This is a genomic window from Enterobacter sp. ku-bf2 (assembly GCF_001742765.1).
GTDB classification, from domain to species: domain Bacteria; phylum Pseudomonadota; class Gammaproteobacteria; order Enterobacterales; family Enterobacteriaceae; genus Enterobacter; species Enterobacter quasiroggenkampii.
Genome location: NZ_MDVW01000020.1, coordinates 99201 through 115684, shown reverse-complemented (window position 1 = coordinate 115684; position 16484 = coordinate 99201). Strand labels below are relative to the sequence as shown.

General features: G+C 58.3%; 9 protein-coding genes. 4 read left to right on the top strand and 5 right to left on the bottom strand.

All coding sequences use genetic code 11. From position 1 onward, the window contains the following. Window positions 1-65: 65 nt before the first annotated feature. On the bottom strand, window positions 66-857 hold the full coding sequence (locus BFG58_RS19405) for a hypothetical protein (RefSeq protein WP_069720377.1): 792 nt from the start codon (window positions 855-857) through the stop codon (window positions 66-68). Window positions 858-1187: 330 nt separating this feature from the next. Here BFG58_RS19405 and BFG58_RS19400 point away from each other — a divergent pair, with 330 nt between their 5' ends. Continuing rightward, on the top strand, window positions 1188-1991 hold the full coding sequence (locus tag BFG58_RS19400; RefSeq protein WP_048226669.1) for a DUF4225 domain-containing protein: 804 nt from the start codon (window positions 1188-1190) through the stop codon (window positions 1989-1991). Here the strand turns inward: BFG58_RS19400 and BFG58_RS19395 are convergent. Continuing rightward, a complete protein-coding gene (locus BFG58_RS19395; RefSeq protein WP_069720376.1) occupies window positions 1969-2283 on the bottom strand; it encodes a hypothetical protein in 315 nt (104 codons plus the stop codon). The two genes, BFG58_RS19400 and BFG58_RS19395, sit on opposite strands and share 23 nt — an antisense overlap. A gap of 402 nt (window positions 2284-2685) precedes the next feature. Between BFG58_RS19395 and BFG58_RS19390 the strand changes: the two genes are divergently transcribed. Both BFG58_RS19390 and BFG58_RS19385 read left to right on the top strand, forming a co-directional pair. Next, entirely contained in the window at window positions 2686-3042 is a 357-nt protein-coding gene (locus tag BFG58_RS19390) for a hypothetical protein (RefSeq protein ID WP_069720375.1), read from the top strand. Between the two features lie 105 nt (window positions 3043-3147). Further along, window positions 3148-3708 (top strand): YceI family protein, encoded by a 561-nt coding sequence (locus tag BFG58_RS19385; protein ID WP_048226667.1) that lies wholly within the window; start codon window positions 3148-3150, stop codon window positions 3706-3708. Here BFG58_RS19385 and BFG58_RS19380 read toward each other — a convergent pair. The 3 genes from BFG58_RS19380 to BFG58_RS19370 are packed head-to-tail and all read right to left on the bottom strand — an operon-like array spanning window position 3700 to window position 5553. Then, entirely contained in the window at window positions 3700-4491 is a 792-nt protein-coding gene (locus BFG58_RS19380; RefSeq protein WP_069720374.1) for an anti-sigma factor, read from the bottom strand. The genes BFG58_RS19385 and BFG58_RS19380 overlap by 9 nt on opposite strands. Then, on the bottom strand, window positions 4488-5045 hold the full coding sequence (locus tag BFG58_RS19375; RefSeq protein ID WP_069720373.1) for an RNA polymerase sigma factor: 558 nt from the start codon (window positions 5043-5045) through the stop codon (window positions 4488-4490). Before BFG58_RS19375 ends, BFG58_RS19380 begins: the two co-directional genes overlap by 4 nt. Further along, window positions 5026-5553 carry a tetratricopeptide repeat protein gene (locus tag BFG58_RS19370; protein ID WP_023294382.1) on the bottom strand — a complete coding sequence of 176 codons (528 nt, stop codon included), beginning with the start codon at window positions 5551-5553 and terminating at the stop codon, window positions 5026-5028. The genes BFG58_RS19375 and BFG58_RS19370 overlap by 20 nt, the downstream gene beginning before the upstream one ends. A gap of 762 nt (window positions 5554-6315) precedes the next feature. Here BFG58_RS19370 and BFG58_RS19365 point away from each other — a divergent pair. After that, window positions 6316-16413, top strand: a complete 10098-nt coding sequence (locus BFG58_RS19365) for a BapA/Bap/LapF family large adhesin (RefSeq protein ID WP_069720372.1) — start codon at window positions 6316-6318, stop codon at window positions 16411-16413. The last annotated feature ends 71 nt before the right edge of the window (window positions 16414-16484 follow it).

Here is a 16484-nt window from a genome sequence, read left to right as displayed (position 1 = left end):
CAGACGACCATTTTTTAGCAAACGTCGTCTGAACATGGGTGCGGAACAGACCAAACCTTTTAAGGTCAGGTTCTGGCTTCGAGCATGGCAATAACCACCCAACGTGCCGCATCGTCTGCGATATTTTCCGGCAGCGCATCAGCCCGCAGAGTGATATAAGCATCAACAGCCTTTCTGATGGCCATGCTAACGGAATCACGATCGTGCGTTGCCAGCGTCGAAGTCAGCAGGGCATCAGGATCAATGCTGAGGAATTCGATGCGGCGAACCCCACGTTGCGGTAGATTTGCTCGACGGTATAGCATCGGCCCCAGCACTTGCTCCCGGAAGAATGCCAGCATGCCTATCGCTTCAAAGAGTTCTCCCCTTTCCAGCTTCAAGACCGCGTAATGAAGCCAGATCCAGGCTCGGGACTCAAACCACTCCGGCGTCATGTTGGGCCAGTGAGCGCTAAATTTTGCCAGCTGGCGCTCCAGAGCCAGGTTATCACGGGTAAATAACACCGCTGGCTCCTCGACGCGTTGAGTGAGCATTTCGAGGGTGACAAATTTCAGATCGACATGAAGAAGTTCGGGGCCATACAGGCAGATAAGCAGACGAGGCTCTCCCACATGTTCCCCGGTGAAAGCATGGAGCAGGTGACCCAATGTTCCGGCGAACACAATACGCTGAGCCATGATTTCGTCATAATAGAGAGGGTCTACCACAACGACAAAATCGAGATCGGAGTATTTATCGAACCCGCCATGAACAAGCGAGCCGCCAGCGAGAAGGGAGTGAATCCGCGAATCAGCCTGAAATTTAAGCTTGAGTTGCTCTGCAAAACTTCTGTGTAAATCGGGTAACGTACTAAGCATACTTTTTCCTATTCACAAAAAAGACAAAGCATTACAGAGTATCGCGCTGTTTATAGGCAGGCCAGATATTTTTTGCAGGAACAATAATGTCCTGAGAGGGTTCTCCCGATGCGTTATATTGCCCTGTAAACTCGGAGAAATTTCTTACCATCGTCGATTACTCGGATATCTGACTAACATAGTCGTACCAGTAAAGGTAACAAAGCAGTCCTTATGAGATTATGACACGGCCCTCTGCGTAGCCCTTGCTCTGCAAGAACATATGCAAACGAGTAAACATTGTTATATGCTTTTGGCCGGTGCTGGCATAACGCGTTCATGAGGATATATATGGACATTTCACTGCTTACAGGACAACAGACAAACGCATGGTCAGCGACCATGATTAATCTGGAAGCACGTAAACTCATTAATACCGCAAATAGGGTAGCTGCTGACCATCTCAAAGATGGGCTCACCAGAATTCAGTTTATGGAAGACATTAAGTCTTTTATCACTGAGCAATTTTCTCTTGCCCGCAGAGCGACATCCGACGAAGAAGGGATTTCCTATATAAAAAATCTCAGGGCAGAGAACGAAAATCTTCTTGAACAAGATCGCCTGCTCAGAACAAAAGCAGCGCAGCTTTATGCAAGGGTTGAGTTCATTAAGGAAAACAATAAAATTGTTGGCTATGTCATTTCCGCTGTACAGGTTGTTTTTGCTGGGTTACAAGCCGCAGGTGGATTACTCCTTGCGAGCTCGATGACGCCTGTCGGTGTGTTGTTAGGTGCCACACTGGTGATTGATGCGGCTAATACCGTATCCAGAGAAGTGAATAATCAATTACTGAACAAACCTGATTCGCAGGGATTTGTTGCTGACACAGCAATGTCGGTTGCAGAGTTTATGGGATTTCGCGGTGAGACTGGTCTGGCTGCGTATAAAACGGTAAGCCTTGCTGCAAATGCGTACAGCGTATTCGGCTTACTTCGCAAACCGGGTTCCTGGCGTCTTTTTTATTTTATGCGCTCAGATTTTTACAGAAAAATGGACTCTATGAGTCGGCCAAAACTCACCATGAAAATCATCGGATATGGCATAAACGCAAAAATTGTTTTTGACTTGCTGTCTATTGATAATAATCCTGCTTAAAACGCCAGGCTTTATACGTTAATTTGAGGGGAGTCATCCAACAGAAGATACCAAAGATAAATACTACAGCAATGCCTGATGAGATGATATTTTCTCGGGAAGAAAAGCATACCGCCAGGATGAACAGAACCGTAAGTACGACGGAAAGAATGATTGTCCCTTTAAACCGATTTGAAAGCGCAGGAAGCAAAATATCCAGCGTCGAATGCTGAGTATCCACATAACGTTTAAGCTTTTGCAGCTCTTCTTTTGTGAAACCCGACCTAAGCAACGCTTCTTCTGTTATCGCCATGACATTCCTCTCCTTCTAATCAGAGCAAGTATACCGTGATCTTTGCAAAAAAAAACCGACCTACGGGCCAGTAGTTGTATTGTTAACCCCATGACATTGACAAATATCAACACCCTCTTCCTCCCTCCTGTGCAAAATTACCCACACCACCCCGCGCTACGGAATAGCCTCTCAACCCGGAAGGAATCCCACCATGTACAGACCCATAACCGTCATCATATTCATTCTTCTGACGCTCGCCGCCCTCGCGGAAATAGGCGTTTTATCCTTTGGATAATCCTCAGGCTAAATACCTCTCATCTGGGCATGTTGATCTCATTACAGTTTTTTCCTAAAGCCATCCCGTTTCGCCTGTGCCATGCTGAATCACGCTCATAACCGATAACGTTAAATGAGGATATTATGAAAAAAACAATTATCGCATTATCTGCCGTTCTGCTGGCTTCCCCAGTATTTGCTGCGACCACACATGCAACTGACGATACCGTCGCGGCGGCGAACGCAAACGCCAACGAGGCGAAGCAAAAACTGCACGAAGAGCAGAACAAAGGTGAAGAGTTGAAGCTGAAACAGAAGCATGCTGCGGAAGGCAAGAGCGAGAGCCTGGGCAGCAAGGTCAGCGAAGATTCCCAGAAAGCCTGGCATAAAACCAAAGAAGGCACCGAGAAAGGGTGGGATGCCACCAAAGAAGGCGCTGTGAAAGGCTGGAACAAAACCAAAGAAGGTGCCAGCGAGCTGGAAAAGAAAGTCACTGAGTAATTAGTTATACTCACGAAAAGGTCGCGCTTGCGGCCTTTTTTATTTCTTCGAATATAATTAGCACCTCAGGCGTTTACGCAGTGCGCACTTATCGGAGAAACCACTATGTACCGCCTTTTGGCCTTTCTGACCGTTCTGCTGTTGTGCCCTTCCCTGCATGCTGCCCCGAAAAGCTACCTTATCGATACCGATAACACCGCCATTCGGCTCTCGTGGCATGCCTTCGGCGGCATCCTCTCCTGGGCAACGTTCAGCGGCGTAACGGGTGCCGTGACGCTCAATCCGGATAACGACGTTGACGACCACATCCACGTCACCATTCCTGTGGCAACCCTGGTGGCCTCAAACAAGCTGCTCACCTGGCAATTAAAAAGCGACATGTTTTTTGATGCGGAGCACTATCCGACCATCGAGTTCATCAGCTCTCGCGTGGTCGCCCAGGGCGCCGGACGGTTCAGGGTGTTCGGCACGCTGACCGTACGAAATATTGCCCGGCCGGTGATCCTGGAGGCCGTGGTGAAAGACCCGCATGCGCAGGCCCCCACGCTGGACGCCACCACGGCGATCTCGCGCGCGTCCTATGGGATGGATAAGTTTGCCCTGGTCGTGGACGATCGTATTGCCATCGCCATTGCGATTCAGACGAACAAGGTGCCGTCACCCTGAGATCAGGCGCTGTAGCTGCTCCGCGTGTTCCCGCAGATAGGACGGCGGGTTGCGGCCAATCAGGACAAACTGGTAGCCTGCCTCCTGCCACCACGCCAGGTTCATGCTGTGCCGCTGCTCCTGTTGGAGCGAGGCCGTCGCCTTCTCATCAACAGGCGAAATACAGAGGGCCATCGGGCCGTAGTCGGCGCTGATCCAGGCAATCTGCGCGATAGACGTCGTTTCATAGCGCAGCATGCGCACCATTTTAAGCTCTGCCCCCTGCAGGGTAAGCTGCGACAGGTTTAGCGTCATGCCGATGTCCTGCGCGGCCCGTTCCAGCCCGCGCTGCAGAACCGGCGTTGCGCTGTCCATATCCAGCAGCGTCTCGACGCTGTACAGGGACATATATTGCGCTTCGAGGTCGCGGATATGGGCATTCTCATCCTCTGGTGCAGCAGCAGGCCGCAGCAGGTAGCCCAGCCCGGAGCCGACCAGCAAGAAACTGACCGAGGCGGCGATCAGCGCCCGTCGGCTGACGCCAGTCGGCGTGGCGGACTGCGGGTCGGGAAGTGCCGCAAGACGCGCCTGCATCGTCTCAAGAGGCGCGTCATCCAGCAGGGAGGCAAACGCCCCGGCGTAATCCTGGCTGCTTTTCATCAGTTCATCGGTTCGTCCGGCGAGGCGTTCGTCACACTTTAACTGTTCTTCAAACTGCTGCGCGTCGGCGCGACACATCTCGCCATCTATCCAGGCCACGATGGCGTCGTCGTTATAGGGCGGTGTAAAACGGTGCGCGTTCAAGAGCGGTTCTCCTTTACCGGAGGGAGTGCGTCAGCGGATCTGGCAAGCCGAGCCCTCGCCGTCGCCAGCCGGCTCATCACGGTACCGATCGGCACCGCCAGGGTCTCCGCCGCCTCCTGGTAGGTAAAGCCTTCGACATAAACCAAAAATACCGCGTTGCGCTGGGCTTCAGGCAGCGCGTTAACGCGCTGCATTACCTGAAGGTAATGCAGGCGCGTCTCATTCTGTTCGTGGGTGTCCGGCGCCAGCAGCTCGTCGCTGGGAAAAAATCCCTGCCCCTGTCGAACGTGTCGTGCCCGAAGCTCAGAGATCCAGATGGAGTGCAGGATCGCGAACAGCCACCTGTCGATGCGCGTGCCCGGCGTATACTGGCTGCTTCTTTCAAGCGCACGCACGCAGGTGGACTGAACCAGCTCTTCGGCGATATCCCTGTTTCGCGACAGCACCAGCCCATAGCGCCAGAGACGCGGCAGGAGTGCGGCGAGCTGTTGACGAACCTCACGGGTTGCGATGGGTTTTCCCTCCACGAGAAGATCAGGATTCGGGGTGTCCATTGATGGCGGCCTGCAGGTCACGGTACTCCTCGCAGGACTGGCCACAGATACCGGCAATCACCTTCAGCTGTTCTTTCGCGAGGTCCGGGCGTCCTTTCACCATCCATGCTTCACCGAGATACTCCCGGGCTTTGGCATAATCCGGCGCGATAGCCAGCGCGCGCTGGTAGTAACCAATCCCTTCGTCCGTGCGGCCCAGTTTGCGCGTGGCGAACCCGCGATAGTTCCACGCTTCAGCCGTATTGCCATTTTTCAGCGAATCAAGCAGATTCAGCGCCGCCTGGTACTCCCCTTTCTTCGCGAGATGGTACGCGTAGTTGGTTTTGTCCTGGTCGCTGAGGCTGCTGCTCTTGTCCGGCACGCATTTCTGCGTGGCGCTGTCATACACCTGTCCGGAAGGACAATCAGGCGTTTTGCTCTCGGTACTATTATTGCCCATGGCCAGCGCCAGTGGAGACAGCAGGGAAAAAATCAGCACCGGGATCAAACGAAACGAGGTCGTGTTCATACAAAACTCCAGGGTAAGTGGGGAGTGACGTCAGTAAACGTCCGGCTGACGATTTTTATTCATTCTTCGGTGAATTTTTTTACTGTCCTGAAGTCCTGCCCGCGCCTCAGTCCCAAAGAAAATAAATCAGCATATTTTCTCTTTGCTTGCCCGTTATTATTGCTTACGCGTGATAGCAGAGTTTTAACCCTGTACAAGAATATATTTTATTACCTCAATGACATAATATATCTTACATCAAAAACGTTACCCTAACTTAAACACACGTTAAGCCCGCTTAAACAATAACGCTTAACATGTTATTTAAAATGCTCCCTACCAATTATCATACTGGGTCGTAAACGTTAAATAACAGAGTCATTACATTAAATAAAAATCATTCAAAAACAAAAAGATAACAAATATGAATTATAAAACACATCAATAGATTAATGCCACCTTCATTGTTTCCGCCTTTATTTACGAAAGCTTAATTTGCACAACACGCATTTTCTGTCTATATCATTTTTATATTCCAGAAACCAATTCCTCTATTAATTACAGGGTTTTATAAAATACAAAACACCCATTAAAACGTTTTTTCATCAGTCATTAGATTCGCTCTGATGTTGCCACTCTGACGCATGGCGGGCATCGTGCGCGCTGAATTCTACGGTGAGAGCTGCTTTATAACAGCAACTGCGCCGGGGGCGCCCTTTACCTTCAGCAGAGATGGCTCGTCTTGCTCGCCGTTCATGACACTTCTGCTGGAGTAATAACAAAATGAGCCAAATCTCTGTTATTTCAAAACTTACTGGCGTAGAAACGACCCTGGAAGGTACACAGGTTACGCTGAACCATTCCTCTGTCGTTGAGCTTCACGTCGAGCGAGCGAGCGTCTCCCACTTCGCGCGAAGCGGTAACGACCTGCTGGTGACACTGCACTCCGGCGAAGTGATCACCCTTAAAAATTTCTACGTCGCGGATGCGCAGGGCGTGAGCCAACTGGTTCTGCAGGACAGCAACGGCGCGTTATGGTGGATTGAAGATCCGGCTGGTGCCGCCACGTACGAATCTATCGCGTCCACGGATGTGCTGCTTGCAGCGTCAGGAAGTGATGCCGGTGGCGCCGCCATCTGGCCGTGGGCTCTGGGCGGTATTGCGGCTGCGGGCGGCATCGCGGCCGCGGCAAGTACTGGCGGAGGAGGTGGTGGTGGCGATGACGGTAATAACAACAGCACCAACCCCAACCCCCCTGTCGACCCCGCCGATCCGGATACGACACCGCCGAATGCGCCATCCAGCCTTCGTTTCTCGTCAGACGGTAAAACCGTCACCGGTTCCGCGGAACCCGGCAGCACCATCACGCTGAAAGACGCGAACGGCAACGTCATTGGTACAGGAAAAACGGGCAGCGACGGCAACTTTAGCGTCTCCCTCGGGACACCGTTGACCAACGGCGAGCAGGTAACTGCCACCGCAACGGATAGCGCCGGGAATACCAGCCAGGGTTCAAGCGTCACCGCACCGGATCTCACCGCACCCGATGCACCAACGATTGGCAGCGTAATCGACGATATCGCCCCTCAGACGGGGACGGTGACCAACGGCGGCAGCACCAACGATCAGCGACCGCAGCTCTCCGGCACCGCCGAAGCGGGCTCCACCGTGACGATTTATGACGGCGGAATAGCCATTGGCACCGCGGTCGTCGCCAGCAATGGCACATGGACATTCACCCCGTCCGTCGACCTGAATGAAAGCACCCACCAGATTACCGTACGGGCAACCGACGCCGCCGGCAACACCGGACCAGCCTCACCGGTATTCACCCTCACCGTCGATCTCACCCCTCCGACAGCGCCCACCGCGATTGTGCTGCTCGACGATACGGGCATTATCCGAGGAACAATCACGTCGGGCGTGCCTACCGATGCCTCGCAGCCGATTCTGGCGGGAACGGGCGAGCCCGGTGGAACCATCACTATTTACGATAACGGCGTGGCGATTGGCACAACGACGGTGCTGCCTAACGGTACCTGGAGCGTTACCCCAGGGGGCCCGCTTCCGGACGGTACGCATTCGATCACCGTCACTGAAACCGATGCCGCCGGAAACCAGAGTACGGCCTCTGAACCCATCACCTTTACCGTGGATACCACGCCGCCGTCTGCCCCAGGAAACCTCGTGGTGTCAAATGATGGCGGTACCATCAGCGGTATCGGAGAAGCAGGCAGCACGGTGACCATCCGTGAAGGCGATTTCACCCTTGGCACAGTGGTTGTTGATAGCCAGGGGAACTTCAGCCTGACGCTGAGCCCGCCGAGGATCAACGGCGAAATCCTGACCGCTGACGCCACCGACACGGCGGGCAACACCAGTCCAACCACCTCCGCAGCGGCACCGGACATTACCCCGCCGCAGACCCCGGTCATCCTGTCGGTGATTGATGACGTGCAGGCCACCACCGGCCCCGTGGCCCAGAATGGGCTGACCAACGACCGGGCACCGACCCTGAACGGCACAGGCGAGGCAGGCTCGACCATCACGATTTATAACGGCAGCGATGCCCTCGGTACGGTGGTTGTTCCCTCCTCCGGCCAGTGGAGCTTTACGCCGCCCACACCGCTGACCGATGGCACCTGGGTGCTGACCGCGAAGGCGACGGATCCCGCCGGTAACCCGAGCGGGATATCAAATGCGTGGACAATTAACGTTGACGGGACGGCGCCTACCGCCCCGGTGATTTTACAGGTTGCAAACGATATCCCAGGGCAGGCCGGCGCGATCGACTTGAACGGGACCACCAACGACGCCACCCCGACGCTCAGCGGTACCGCTGAAGCAAACGCGACGATCAGCCTGCGCGTGGACGGTGTTGAAATTGGTACAACCGTTGCCAATGGCCTCGGCGTATGGAGCTTTACCCCTTCCTCCTCAATCGGTGAAGGCCCCCACGCCCTGACCGCCGTCGCAACCGATGCGGCAGGCAACCCCAGCCCCATCTCCAACACCTGGACCCTGACGGTTGACAGCGTCGCGCCTGCGGCGCCGGTCATTACCCAGGTGCTGGATGATGTGCCGGAGCGCCTCGGCGCGCTCAACCCCAACGACAGCACCAACGACACCACGCCAACGCTCAACGGCACGGCTGAACCGGGCTCAACCGTTACCATCCGCCTGGATGGTGCCGATCTTATTACGATCCCGGTCGACGGCAGCGGCACCTGGACCTATACCCTTACCACGCCGCTTGACGAAGGTCCTCATACCTTTAGCGTCGTCGCCACCGACGCGGCGGGTAACACCAGCCAGCCGTCAGACGACTTCACCCTGAACGTCGATATCACTGCGCCAGCGGCGGCCACCATCGCCACCGTGATCGACGATGTCGGCAGCGTACAGGGTTCGCTCAACAGCGGCGATACCACGGATGACACTCGCCCCCTGCTGCAGGGCACTGCCCCTGCAGACACGGTGATCACCGTCTATGACGGCACGACTCTGCTTGGCACCGCCATCCTCAACGGCAGCGGCAGCTGGAGCTTCACGCCCGTGCCCCCGCTCACCGACGGTCCGCATTCCCTGACGGTGCACGCCACGGACGCCGCGGGCAATACCACCATCTCAACGCCATTTGAACTGACGGTGGATACCGTTGCGCCTGCCACGCCGGATATCCCGGCCATTACCGTCAATCCTGACGGCACAGCAACGCCGCTGAACCCGGGCGAAATCACCCGCGACACCACGCCGACCCTGAGCGGTACCGGCAATCCGGGTGATACCGTGACGATCTACAACAACGGCGTCAAAATCGGCGACGCTGTCGTGGACAATACCGGCAACTGGACCTGGACACCGCCATCCCCCCTGGCTGGCGGCACCTATGACATCACCCTGACCGTCACCAACGTGGACGGCACGGGCAACGAAAGCGCCCCGTCGCAGCCAGTCACCATCACCATTGACACCGAGGCGCCGGCTACGCCTGCAGCACCGGTCATTACTGACAGCGTCACCCAGATCACTGGCCCCGTTCCCGATGGCGGCACCACAAACGATCCGCGCCCGGTGCTGAGCGGCACCGGTACGCCGAACGACGTTATCAACATCACTGACACGGTTAACGGCGGCACGCCAACTATCGTTGGTACCGTCACGGTAGACAGCAACGGCAACTGGAGCTGGCGCCCTGACAGTAATATTGCGGAGGGCAGCCACGTCTATACCGCCACCGCCACCGATGAAGCGGGCAACGTCTCTGACGCTTCCCCGGCGATCGCGATCACCGTTGATACCGTGGCACCGGCTACGCCAGCGATCAGCGCCGTGGGCGGTGAACCGAACGGGGGCTACATCACGGATACCACGCCGATAGTGGGCGGAACCGGCGTTAACGGTGAGACGGTGATCGTCTACAACAACGGCGTCGAGCTGGGCCGTGTCGCGGTGGTGAACGGAGAATGGAGCCTGACGCTTCCAGCGCAAACGGACGGCCCGCTGAACATTACCGTGGCGGGCGTGGACACAGCGGGCAACGTCAGCGCGCCGAGTTCGGTCTTTACCGTCACGCTCGATACCGTTGCGCCAGGGATCCCGCAGATCAGTGCCGTCTCAGACAGCCAGCTCACCAACAACGTGCTCTACACCCGCGACGGCACGCCGACCCTTACCGGGACAAGCGAACCCGGCACCACCGTGATTGTCTCCGTCGACGGTATCCCGTCAGGGGTGCCGGTCACGATCCAGCCGGACGGCAGCTGGAGCTGGACCGCAGGCACCACGCTCTCAGAGGGTCCGCATACCTTCACTGTCTCCGCTACCGATCCTGCGGGTAACGCTTCAGGAAGTTCAGCCCCGCTGAACGTGACGGTGGACACCCTCACCCCGGACGCCCCTGACAATCTGAACCTGGCACCAGAAGGTACGCCACTAACCGGTAGTGCCGAAGCGGGAAGCCTCATCACGGTGAAAGACAGTAATGGCAACGTCATTGGTACCGGGGTTGCCACCGGCGGCAACTTCTCCATCGCTGTCAGCCCCGCTCAGCAGGATGGCGCGACCCTGACCGTGACCGCGACAGATGCTGCCGGGCATGAAAGTCCCGTTGCGAATTACACCGTCACCGGTACGGAGCCGAATCTTCCTGATGTACCCGTCATCACGGCAATCAACGATGACGTCGACCCAATCATTGGCGATGTGAAAGGCAAAACCACCAACGACACCACCCCAACCCTCACCGGTACGGCTCAGGCGGGGAGCCAGATCGCTATCTACCTGGACGGTAGCGCGACGCCATTGACGACGGTCACCGCTGACGGCAGCGGCAACTGGAGCTACACGCCAGCCGCGCTTGGCGAAGGGCTGCACACCTTTGAGGTGACCGCCACCCTCAACGGTCAGACCAGCGGTCGCTCTCCGGCGGCCAGCGTCACCGTTGACCTTACCGCGCCGGGCACGCCGACCATCGGCGCCGTGATTGACGACGTTGGTCCGGGCACCGGCCCGCTGACCAGCGGCCAGACCACCAACGACAACCAGCCGACCCTCACCGGCACTGGTGCGGTGGGTGATACTATCTCCATCTACAACAACGGCGTGTTGCTGGGGACCGCAGAGGTCGGCATCACCGGCACCTGGAGCTACACCACGCCTGTCCTGGCAGAGGGCAATCACGTCCTGACCATCCGCGAGACCGATCCGGCAGGGAACCAGAGCGGTCCTTCGGCGGGCTTCACCGTCGTGGTGGATTCCGTTTCCGCCACGCCGGTCATCACCAACGTCACGGATAATGTGGGCAATGCCGCCACCACGGTGGTCAGCGGTGGTCTCACCAACGACGCCACGCCAACCCTTTCGGGGACAGCTGACGCAAACAGCGTGGTGACCCTTTTCGACGGCGGCACGCAGATTGCCGTAGTGACAGCTGACAGTACCGGCGCATGGACGTTTACTCCTGATACCGCCCTCGGCGAAGGCTCGCACAGCTTCACCGTCCAGGCGACCGACCCGCAGGGCAACCTCAGCGCGGTCTCCGCACCCTGGAGCGTGGTGATTGACCTGACGGCACCGACGGTTCCAACGCTGGATACGGTAAATGACAACGTCCCAGGCGGTGTCCAGGGCAACCTCACCAGCGGGCAGGTGACCAACGACAACACCCCTACGATTGGCGGCACCGGGCAGGCAGGCAGCACTGTTCACATCATGAACAACGGGACGCAGATTGGTACTGCAACCGTTGACGGAAGCGGGAACTGGTCCTTTACCCCAACCACGCCGCTGGGCGACGGCAGCTACGCCCTTCGCGTTTATGCAACGGATGCGGCAGGCAATGCCTCGGCTAACTCATCGGTCTTCGCCTTTACCGTGGATACCGCAGCCCCTGGCGTACCAGTAGTCACCAGCGTGGTTGACGATGTCGGTCCGGTCACCGGGACGCTCACGTCGGGCAACAGCACTAACGACGCGCGTCCGACCTTCAACGGCACGGGCGACGTCGGTGCCACAGTGCACGTGATTGTCGACGGGAACGAAATAGGTACGGCGGTGGTGAATGCCCAGGGCAACTGGACCTTCACCCCGGGCACCGATCTGGGCGACGGGTCCCATACGATCACCTTCAACGCTACCGATGCGGCAGGCAACACCGGCACCACAACGGCACCGTTTAACCTGACGGTGGATACGGGCGTGCCGTCGGCACCGGTCATTTCGACCGCGGGTGACAACGTGGGCAGTATTCAAACCCCGCTCTCTTCCGGGCAGAGCACCGACGACACCACGCCGACCCTGAACGGCACCGCCAGCGCCAACGCCACGGTCACCGTATATGAAAACGGACAGCCGGTCGGCACCGTGCTAGCGGACGGCAGCGGCAACTGGAGCTTCACGCCGTCAACGCCGCTGTCCAGCGGCAGCCACACCTGGACCGCCACGGTCACCGATGCAGCGGGCAACGTCAGCCCGGCGTCGCCAAACTTTACCCTGATTGTCGATACCACAGCACCGAATGCGCCGGTTATCAGCCAGGCAATCGACGACGTGGGCAGCCTCACCGGACCGCTCACGTCCGGGCAGACGACCGACGACACCTTACCGCGGCTTGTTGGAACCAGCGAGCCGTTTGCCACCGTGAAGATCTATGAGGGAACCACCCTGGTCGGAACGGGCACCGCGGACGGCAGCGGGAGCTGGAGTATCTTGCTCACCACCACGCTGGCGAGTGGCCCGCACAGCTTCACCGCGCAGGCCACGGATGCGGCAGGCAACACCAGCGTGTCGTCGACCAGCTTCAGCCTCACCGTCGATACCACGCCGCCTGCGCTGCCGGTGCTGACCAGTATTCTGGATGATGTGGGCAACGCGGCGACGCCGGTTGCCAACGGCGGGTTCACCAACGACGCGCAGCCGACGCTCAGCGGCACGGCGGAAGCGGGGTCGACGGTGAAAATCTTTGATAACGGGGTCCAGATCGGCAGCGTGACGGCGACCGGCGGCGCGTGGAGCTTTACGCCATCTCCGGCGCTGAGCAACGGCGCGCACACGTTGACCTTTACCGCCACCGATGCGGTGGGCAACGCCAGCGCGCCCACCGCCGGGTACGTGATTAACGTCGATACCCTCCCGCCAGCCGCGCCGGTCATCAGTTCGGTCATTGATGATGTCGGCAGCGTCACCGGCCCCGTGACCGGTACGAACCCGACTAACGACACCCGCCCAACGCTGAGCGGGACCGCCGAAGCGAATGCCACGGTCCGGATCTACGACGGCATCACGCTGGTGGGTACGGTCACCGCCGATGGCAGCGGCAACTGGACCCTGCCACAAACCACCACCACGCTGACGCAGGGCACGCATAACTTCACCGCCACAGCCACCGATGCGGCGGGCAACACCAGCGTGGCGTCAGCCGTGACGACGATTATCGTCGATACGACCGCGCCAACGGCACCGACCGGGACCTTCAACGCCGACGGTAGCGTCCTGACCGGGAGCGCAGAGGCGGGCAGCACCGTCACAATCCGCCTTGCGGACGGTTCAACGGTGACCGCCATTGCGGGCAGCAACGGCACCTACAGCTACACCTTCACGAACAAGCAGATCGAAGGCCAGACGCTGCAGATCACCGCTACCGACGTCGCGGGCAACACCTCCCTGCCGGGCTCCGCCCTTGCGCCGGTGGTGCCGCTCTCCGCCAGCAATAACGTTGAGGAGCTGAACCTCAGCACCACGGCGACCGTGACCAACAGCCAGTACAGCGACTACGGCTTCCTGCTGGTCGGCGCCGTGGGCAACGTCCTGACGCTGATCGGTAATGACACCGCGCAGGTGAACTTCACGGTAGGCAACGGCGGCAGCGCGGATATTGTGGTCAATGCCAACGCCACAGGGGCGGTGCTCTCTCTGCTCAATACCCTTGAGCTGGTGGTGCAGCACTACGTCAACGGTGTCTGGACAACCGTGGTGGATACCGGCCAGCCGCAGTTTGCCGATCTCCTGACCCTCGGCGCTACCGGCGTCTCGCTGAACCTGACCGGGCTGGCCGACGGCAACTACCGCGTACTCAGCTATAACACCAACCTGCTGGCGACCGGCTCCTACACCAGCCTCGACGTGGCGGTGAAAGAGACCGGTCCGGGTACGGTCACGGGCGATACCAGCCTCAACGGCAACGTGATCCTCGATACGGACCCGACCGCCGGCAGCGACAATGCCCCGGCCGGAACCACCATTTCCACGGTCACTAACGCGCAGGGCGTGACCACCAGCGTGAACGCCGACGGCACGGTGATCCAGGGCAAATACGGTACGCTGACCATCAACCGCGACGGCAGCTACACCTACAACCTGACCGACACCAGCGCCGCGGTCATTGGCCGGACGGAGAGCTTCACCTACACCATCACCCATAACGGCGTCAGCGCGTCGGCGAACCTGGTACTGTCTCTGGGTGCCGGTACGGTACTCAACGGCATTGTGGCGGTGGACGACACGGCCTCGCTGACCTTTGACACCACCGTAAGTGAGATTAATAACGGTGCCTCGTCTCAGGGTGGCTTTACCGTGGTGGGCATTAATCTTGGCAGCACGCTGGGGCTTAACCTGCTGGACGACATGACCAACCCGATCATCTACAACGTGGAGGAAGGCACGACCCGTACCATGACCATCCAGGCCTCCGTGGGCGGCGTGGCGCTTGCGTCGGTGTTCGATCTGTACGTCTATAAGTTCAACAACGCGACCCAGACCTTCGAGCAGGTCCGCGTCGAGTCGGGCTGGCTGCGCGCGCCGCTGCTGGGGGGAACGTCACCACAGCTGACGCTGAACCTGCCTGCCGGGGAGTACCTGTTCCTGCTGAATACCGCGTCCGGGATCGCTGTACTGACGGGTTACACGCTGAGCGTCCTGCAGGATCATGTCTACAGCGTGGCAAGCATCAGCGAAACGACCACGGGCGACGTGCTGGCGAATGATCCGGTTCCGGCGGGCACGCTGGTCACCGAAGTGAACGGCGTGGCGGTCAACAGCAGCGGCACCACCACCATTCAGGGGGAATACGGCACGCTGACCATCAATGCGTCCGGTCAGTACACCTATACCCTGAGGAGCGGCGTGGGCGCGGACCATATCAGCACGCCGGATACGTTCGTCTACACCGTTACCGCGCCTGACGGCTCGAAGGATACGGCATCGCTCAACATCACTCCAACCGCGCAGGCAATGAATGCGGTCAACGATGTCAGCGCCACGATGGACCTCACCTCGGTGCACCACACGTCGGCGTACTCGGATACCACCGTGGGCACCGCCAGCTGGACGACAGCCCTGTTCTCATCAACCCAGGGCAGCGGCAGCGGAACCTTCGTTGTCGACCCGAATACCGCGCTGCACAACGCGTCGCTGCACTTTAACGTGGCCTCGCTGCTGTCCCTGGGCGGGCTGACGGTGAACTGGTCCATCAGCGACGGCTCGAGCGTGATCCGCAGCGGCTCCTTCAGCGGCGCCTCCCTGCTGGGCGGCAGTATCGACATCGCGCTGACCGGGCTGGATCTCAACGCCGGGACCTATACGCTGAACTTTACCGGTAGCGTCCCGGGGCTCAGCGTCGGGACCATCACCATCACGCCAAGCGTAAACGGCACCACCTACTCGCTGAGTAATTTCGACGTCACCGGCAGCCACACCGTCAACGGCAATATCTTTGACGGTACCGACTCTGGCGGCGTGCTGGATCAGCTCCACTCGGTGGATACCCGTCTGAGCGTAACCGGCTACAACGGCGTGACCACCACGCTGGATCCGTATACCGGCAGCGCAACGGTGAACATTGTCGGCCACTACGGCACGCTGGCGATCGGCGCTGACGGCCATTACACCTATACCCTCAACAGCGGGGTATCGCTCTCAACCATGACCTCGAAGGAGACCTTCAACTACACCCTGACCGACTCTGCCGGAAGAACGGACAGCGCCACGCTGACCATCAATATGGCGCCGCAGTTCATCAGCTCGGAACATAACGACGCCATAACCGGTACAGCCTACGGCGATACGCTGATTTACCAGGTGCTGAACAGTACGGTGGGAAATGCCACGGCGGGTAACACCAGCAGCGCCGGAGGCGATCACTGGACCGGGTTCTCGCTGGCGCAGGGGGACAAGATCGACATCGGCGATCTGCTGGTGGGCTGGGACGGAAATACCGCCTCGTTGGGGAATTATATCCATGTCACACAAAGCGGTAGCAACACTGTGATCTCCATCGACCGTGATGGTGCAGGGTCCACCTACACTAATACTGCACTCGTTACGCTTGATAACGTTCAGACCACGTACGACGAGCTCGTTAACCAGCAACACATCATTACCTGATAGCACCTGCAAGAGATGACCCGGGCGCACAGCGCCCGGGCATTAATAATAAAGCTGTACTTTTTTATTAG

Coding starts and splice junctions, on each gene's coding strand:
- BFG58_RS19405 (WP_069720377.1), bottom strand. CDS start 857: ATGCTTAGTACGTTACCCGATTTACACAGAAGTTTTGCAGAGCAACTC.
- BFG58_RS19400 (WP_048226669.1), top strand. CDS start 1,188: ATGGACATTTCACTGCTTACAGGACAACAGACAAACGCATGGTCAGCG.
- BFG58_RS19395 (WP_069720376.1), bottom strand. CDS start 2,283: ATGGCGATAACAGAAGAAGCGTTGCTTAGGTCGGGTTTCACAAAAGAA.
- BFG58_RS19390 (WP_069720375.1), top strand. CDS start 2,686: ATGAAAAAAACAATTATCGCATTATCTGCCGTTCTGCTGGCTTCCCCA.
- BFG58_RS19385 (WP_048226667.1), top strand. CDS start 3,148: ATGTACCGCCTTTTGGCCTTTCTGACCGTTCTGCTGTTGTGCCCTTCC.
- BFG58_RS19375 (WP_069720373.1), bottom strand. CDS start 5,045: ATGGACACCCCGAATCCTGATCTTCTCGTGGAGGGAAAACCCATCGCA.
- BFG58_RS19370 (WP_023294382.1), bottom strand. CDS start 5,553: ATGAACACGACCTCGTTTCGTTTGATCCCGGTGCTGATTTTTTCCCTG.
- BFG58_RS19365 (WP_069720372.1), top strand. CDS start 6,316: ATGAGCCAAATCTCTGTTATTTCAAAACTTACTGGCGTAGAAACGACC.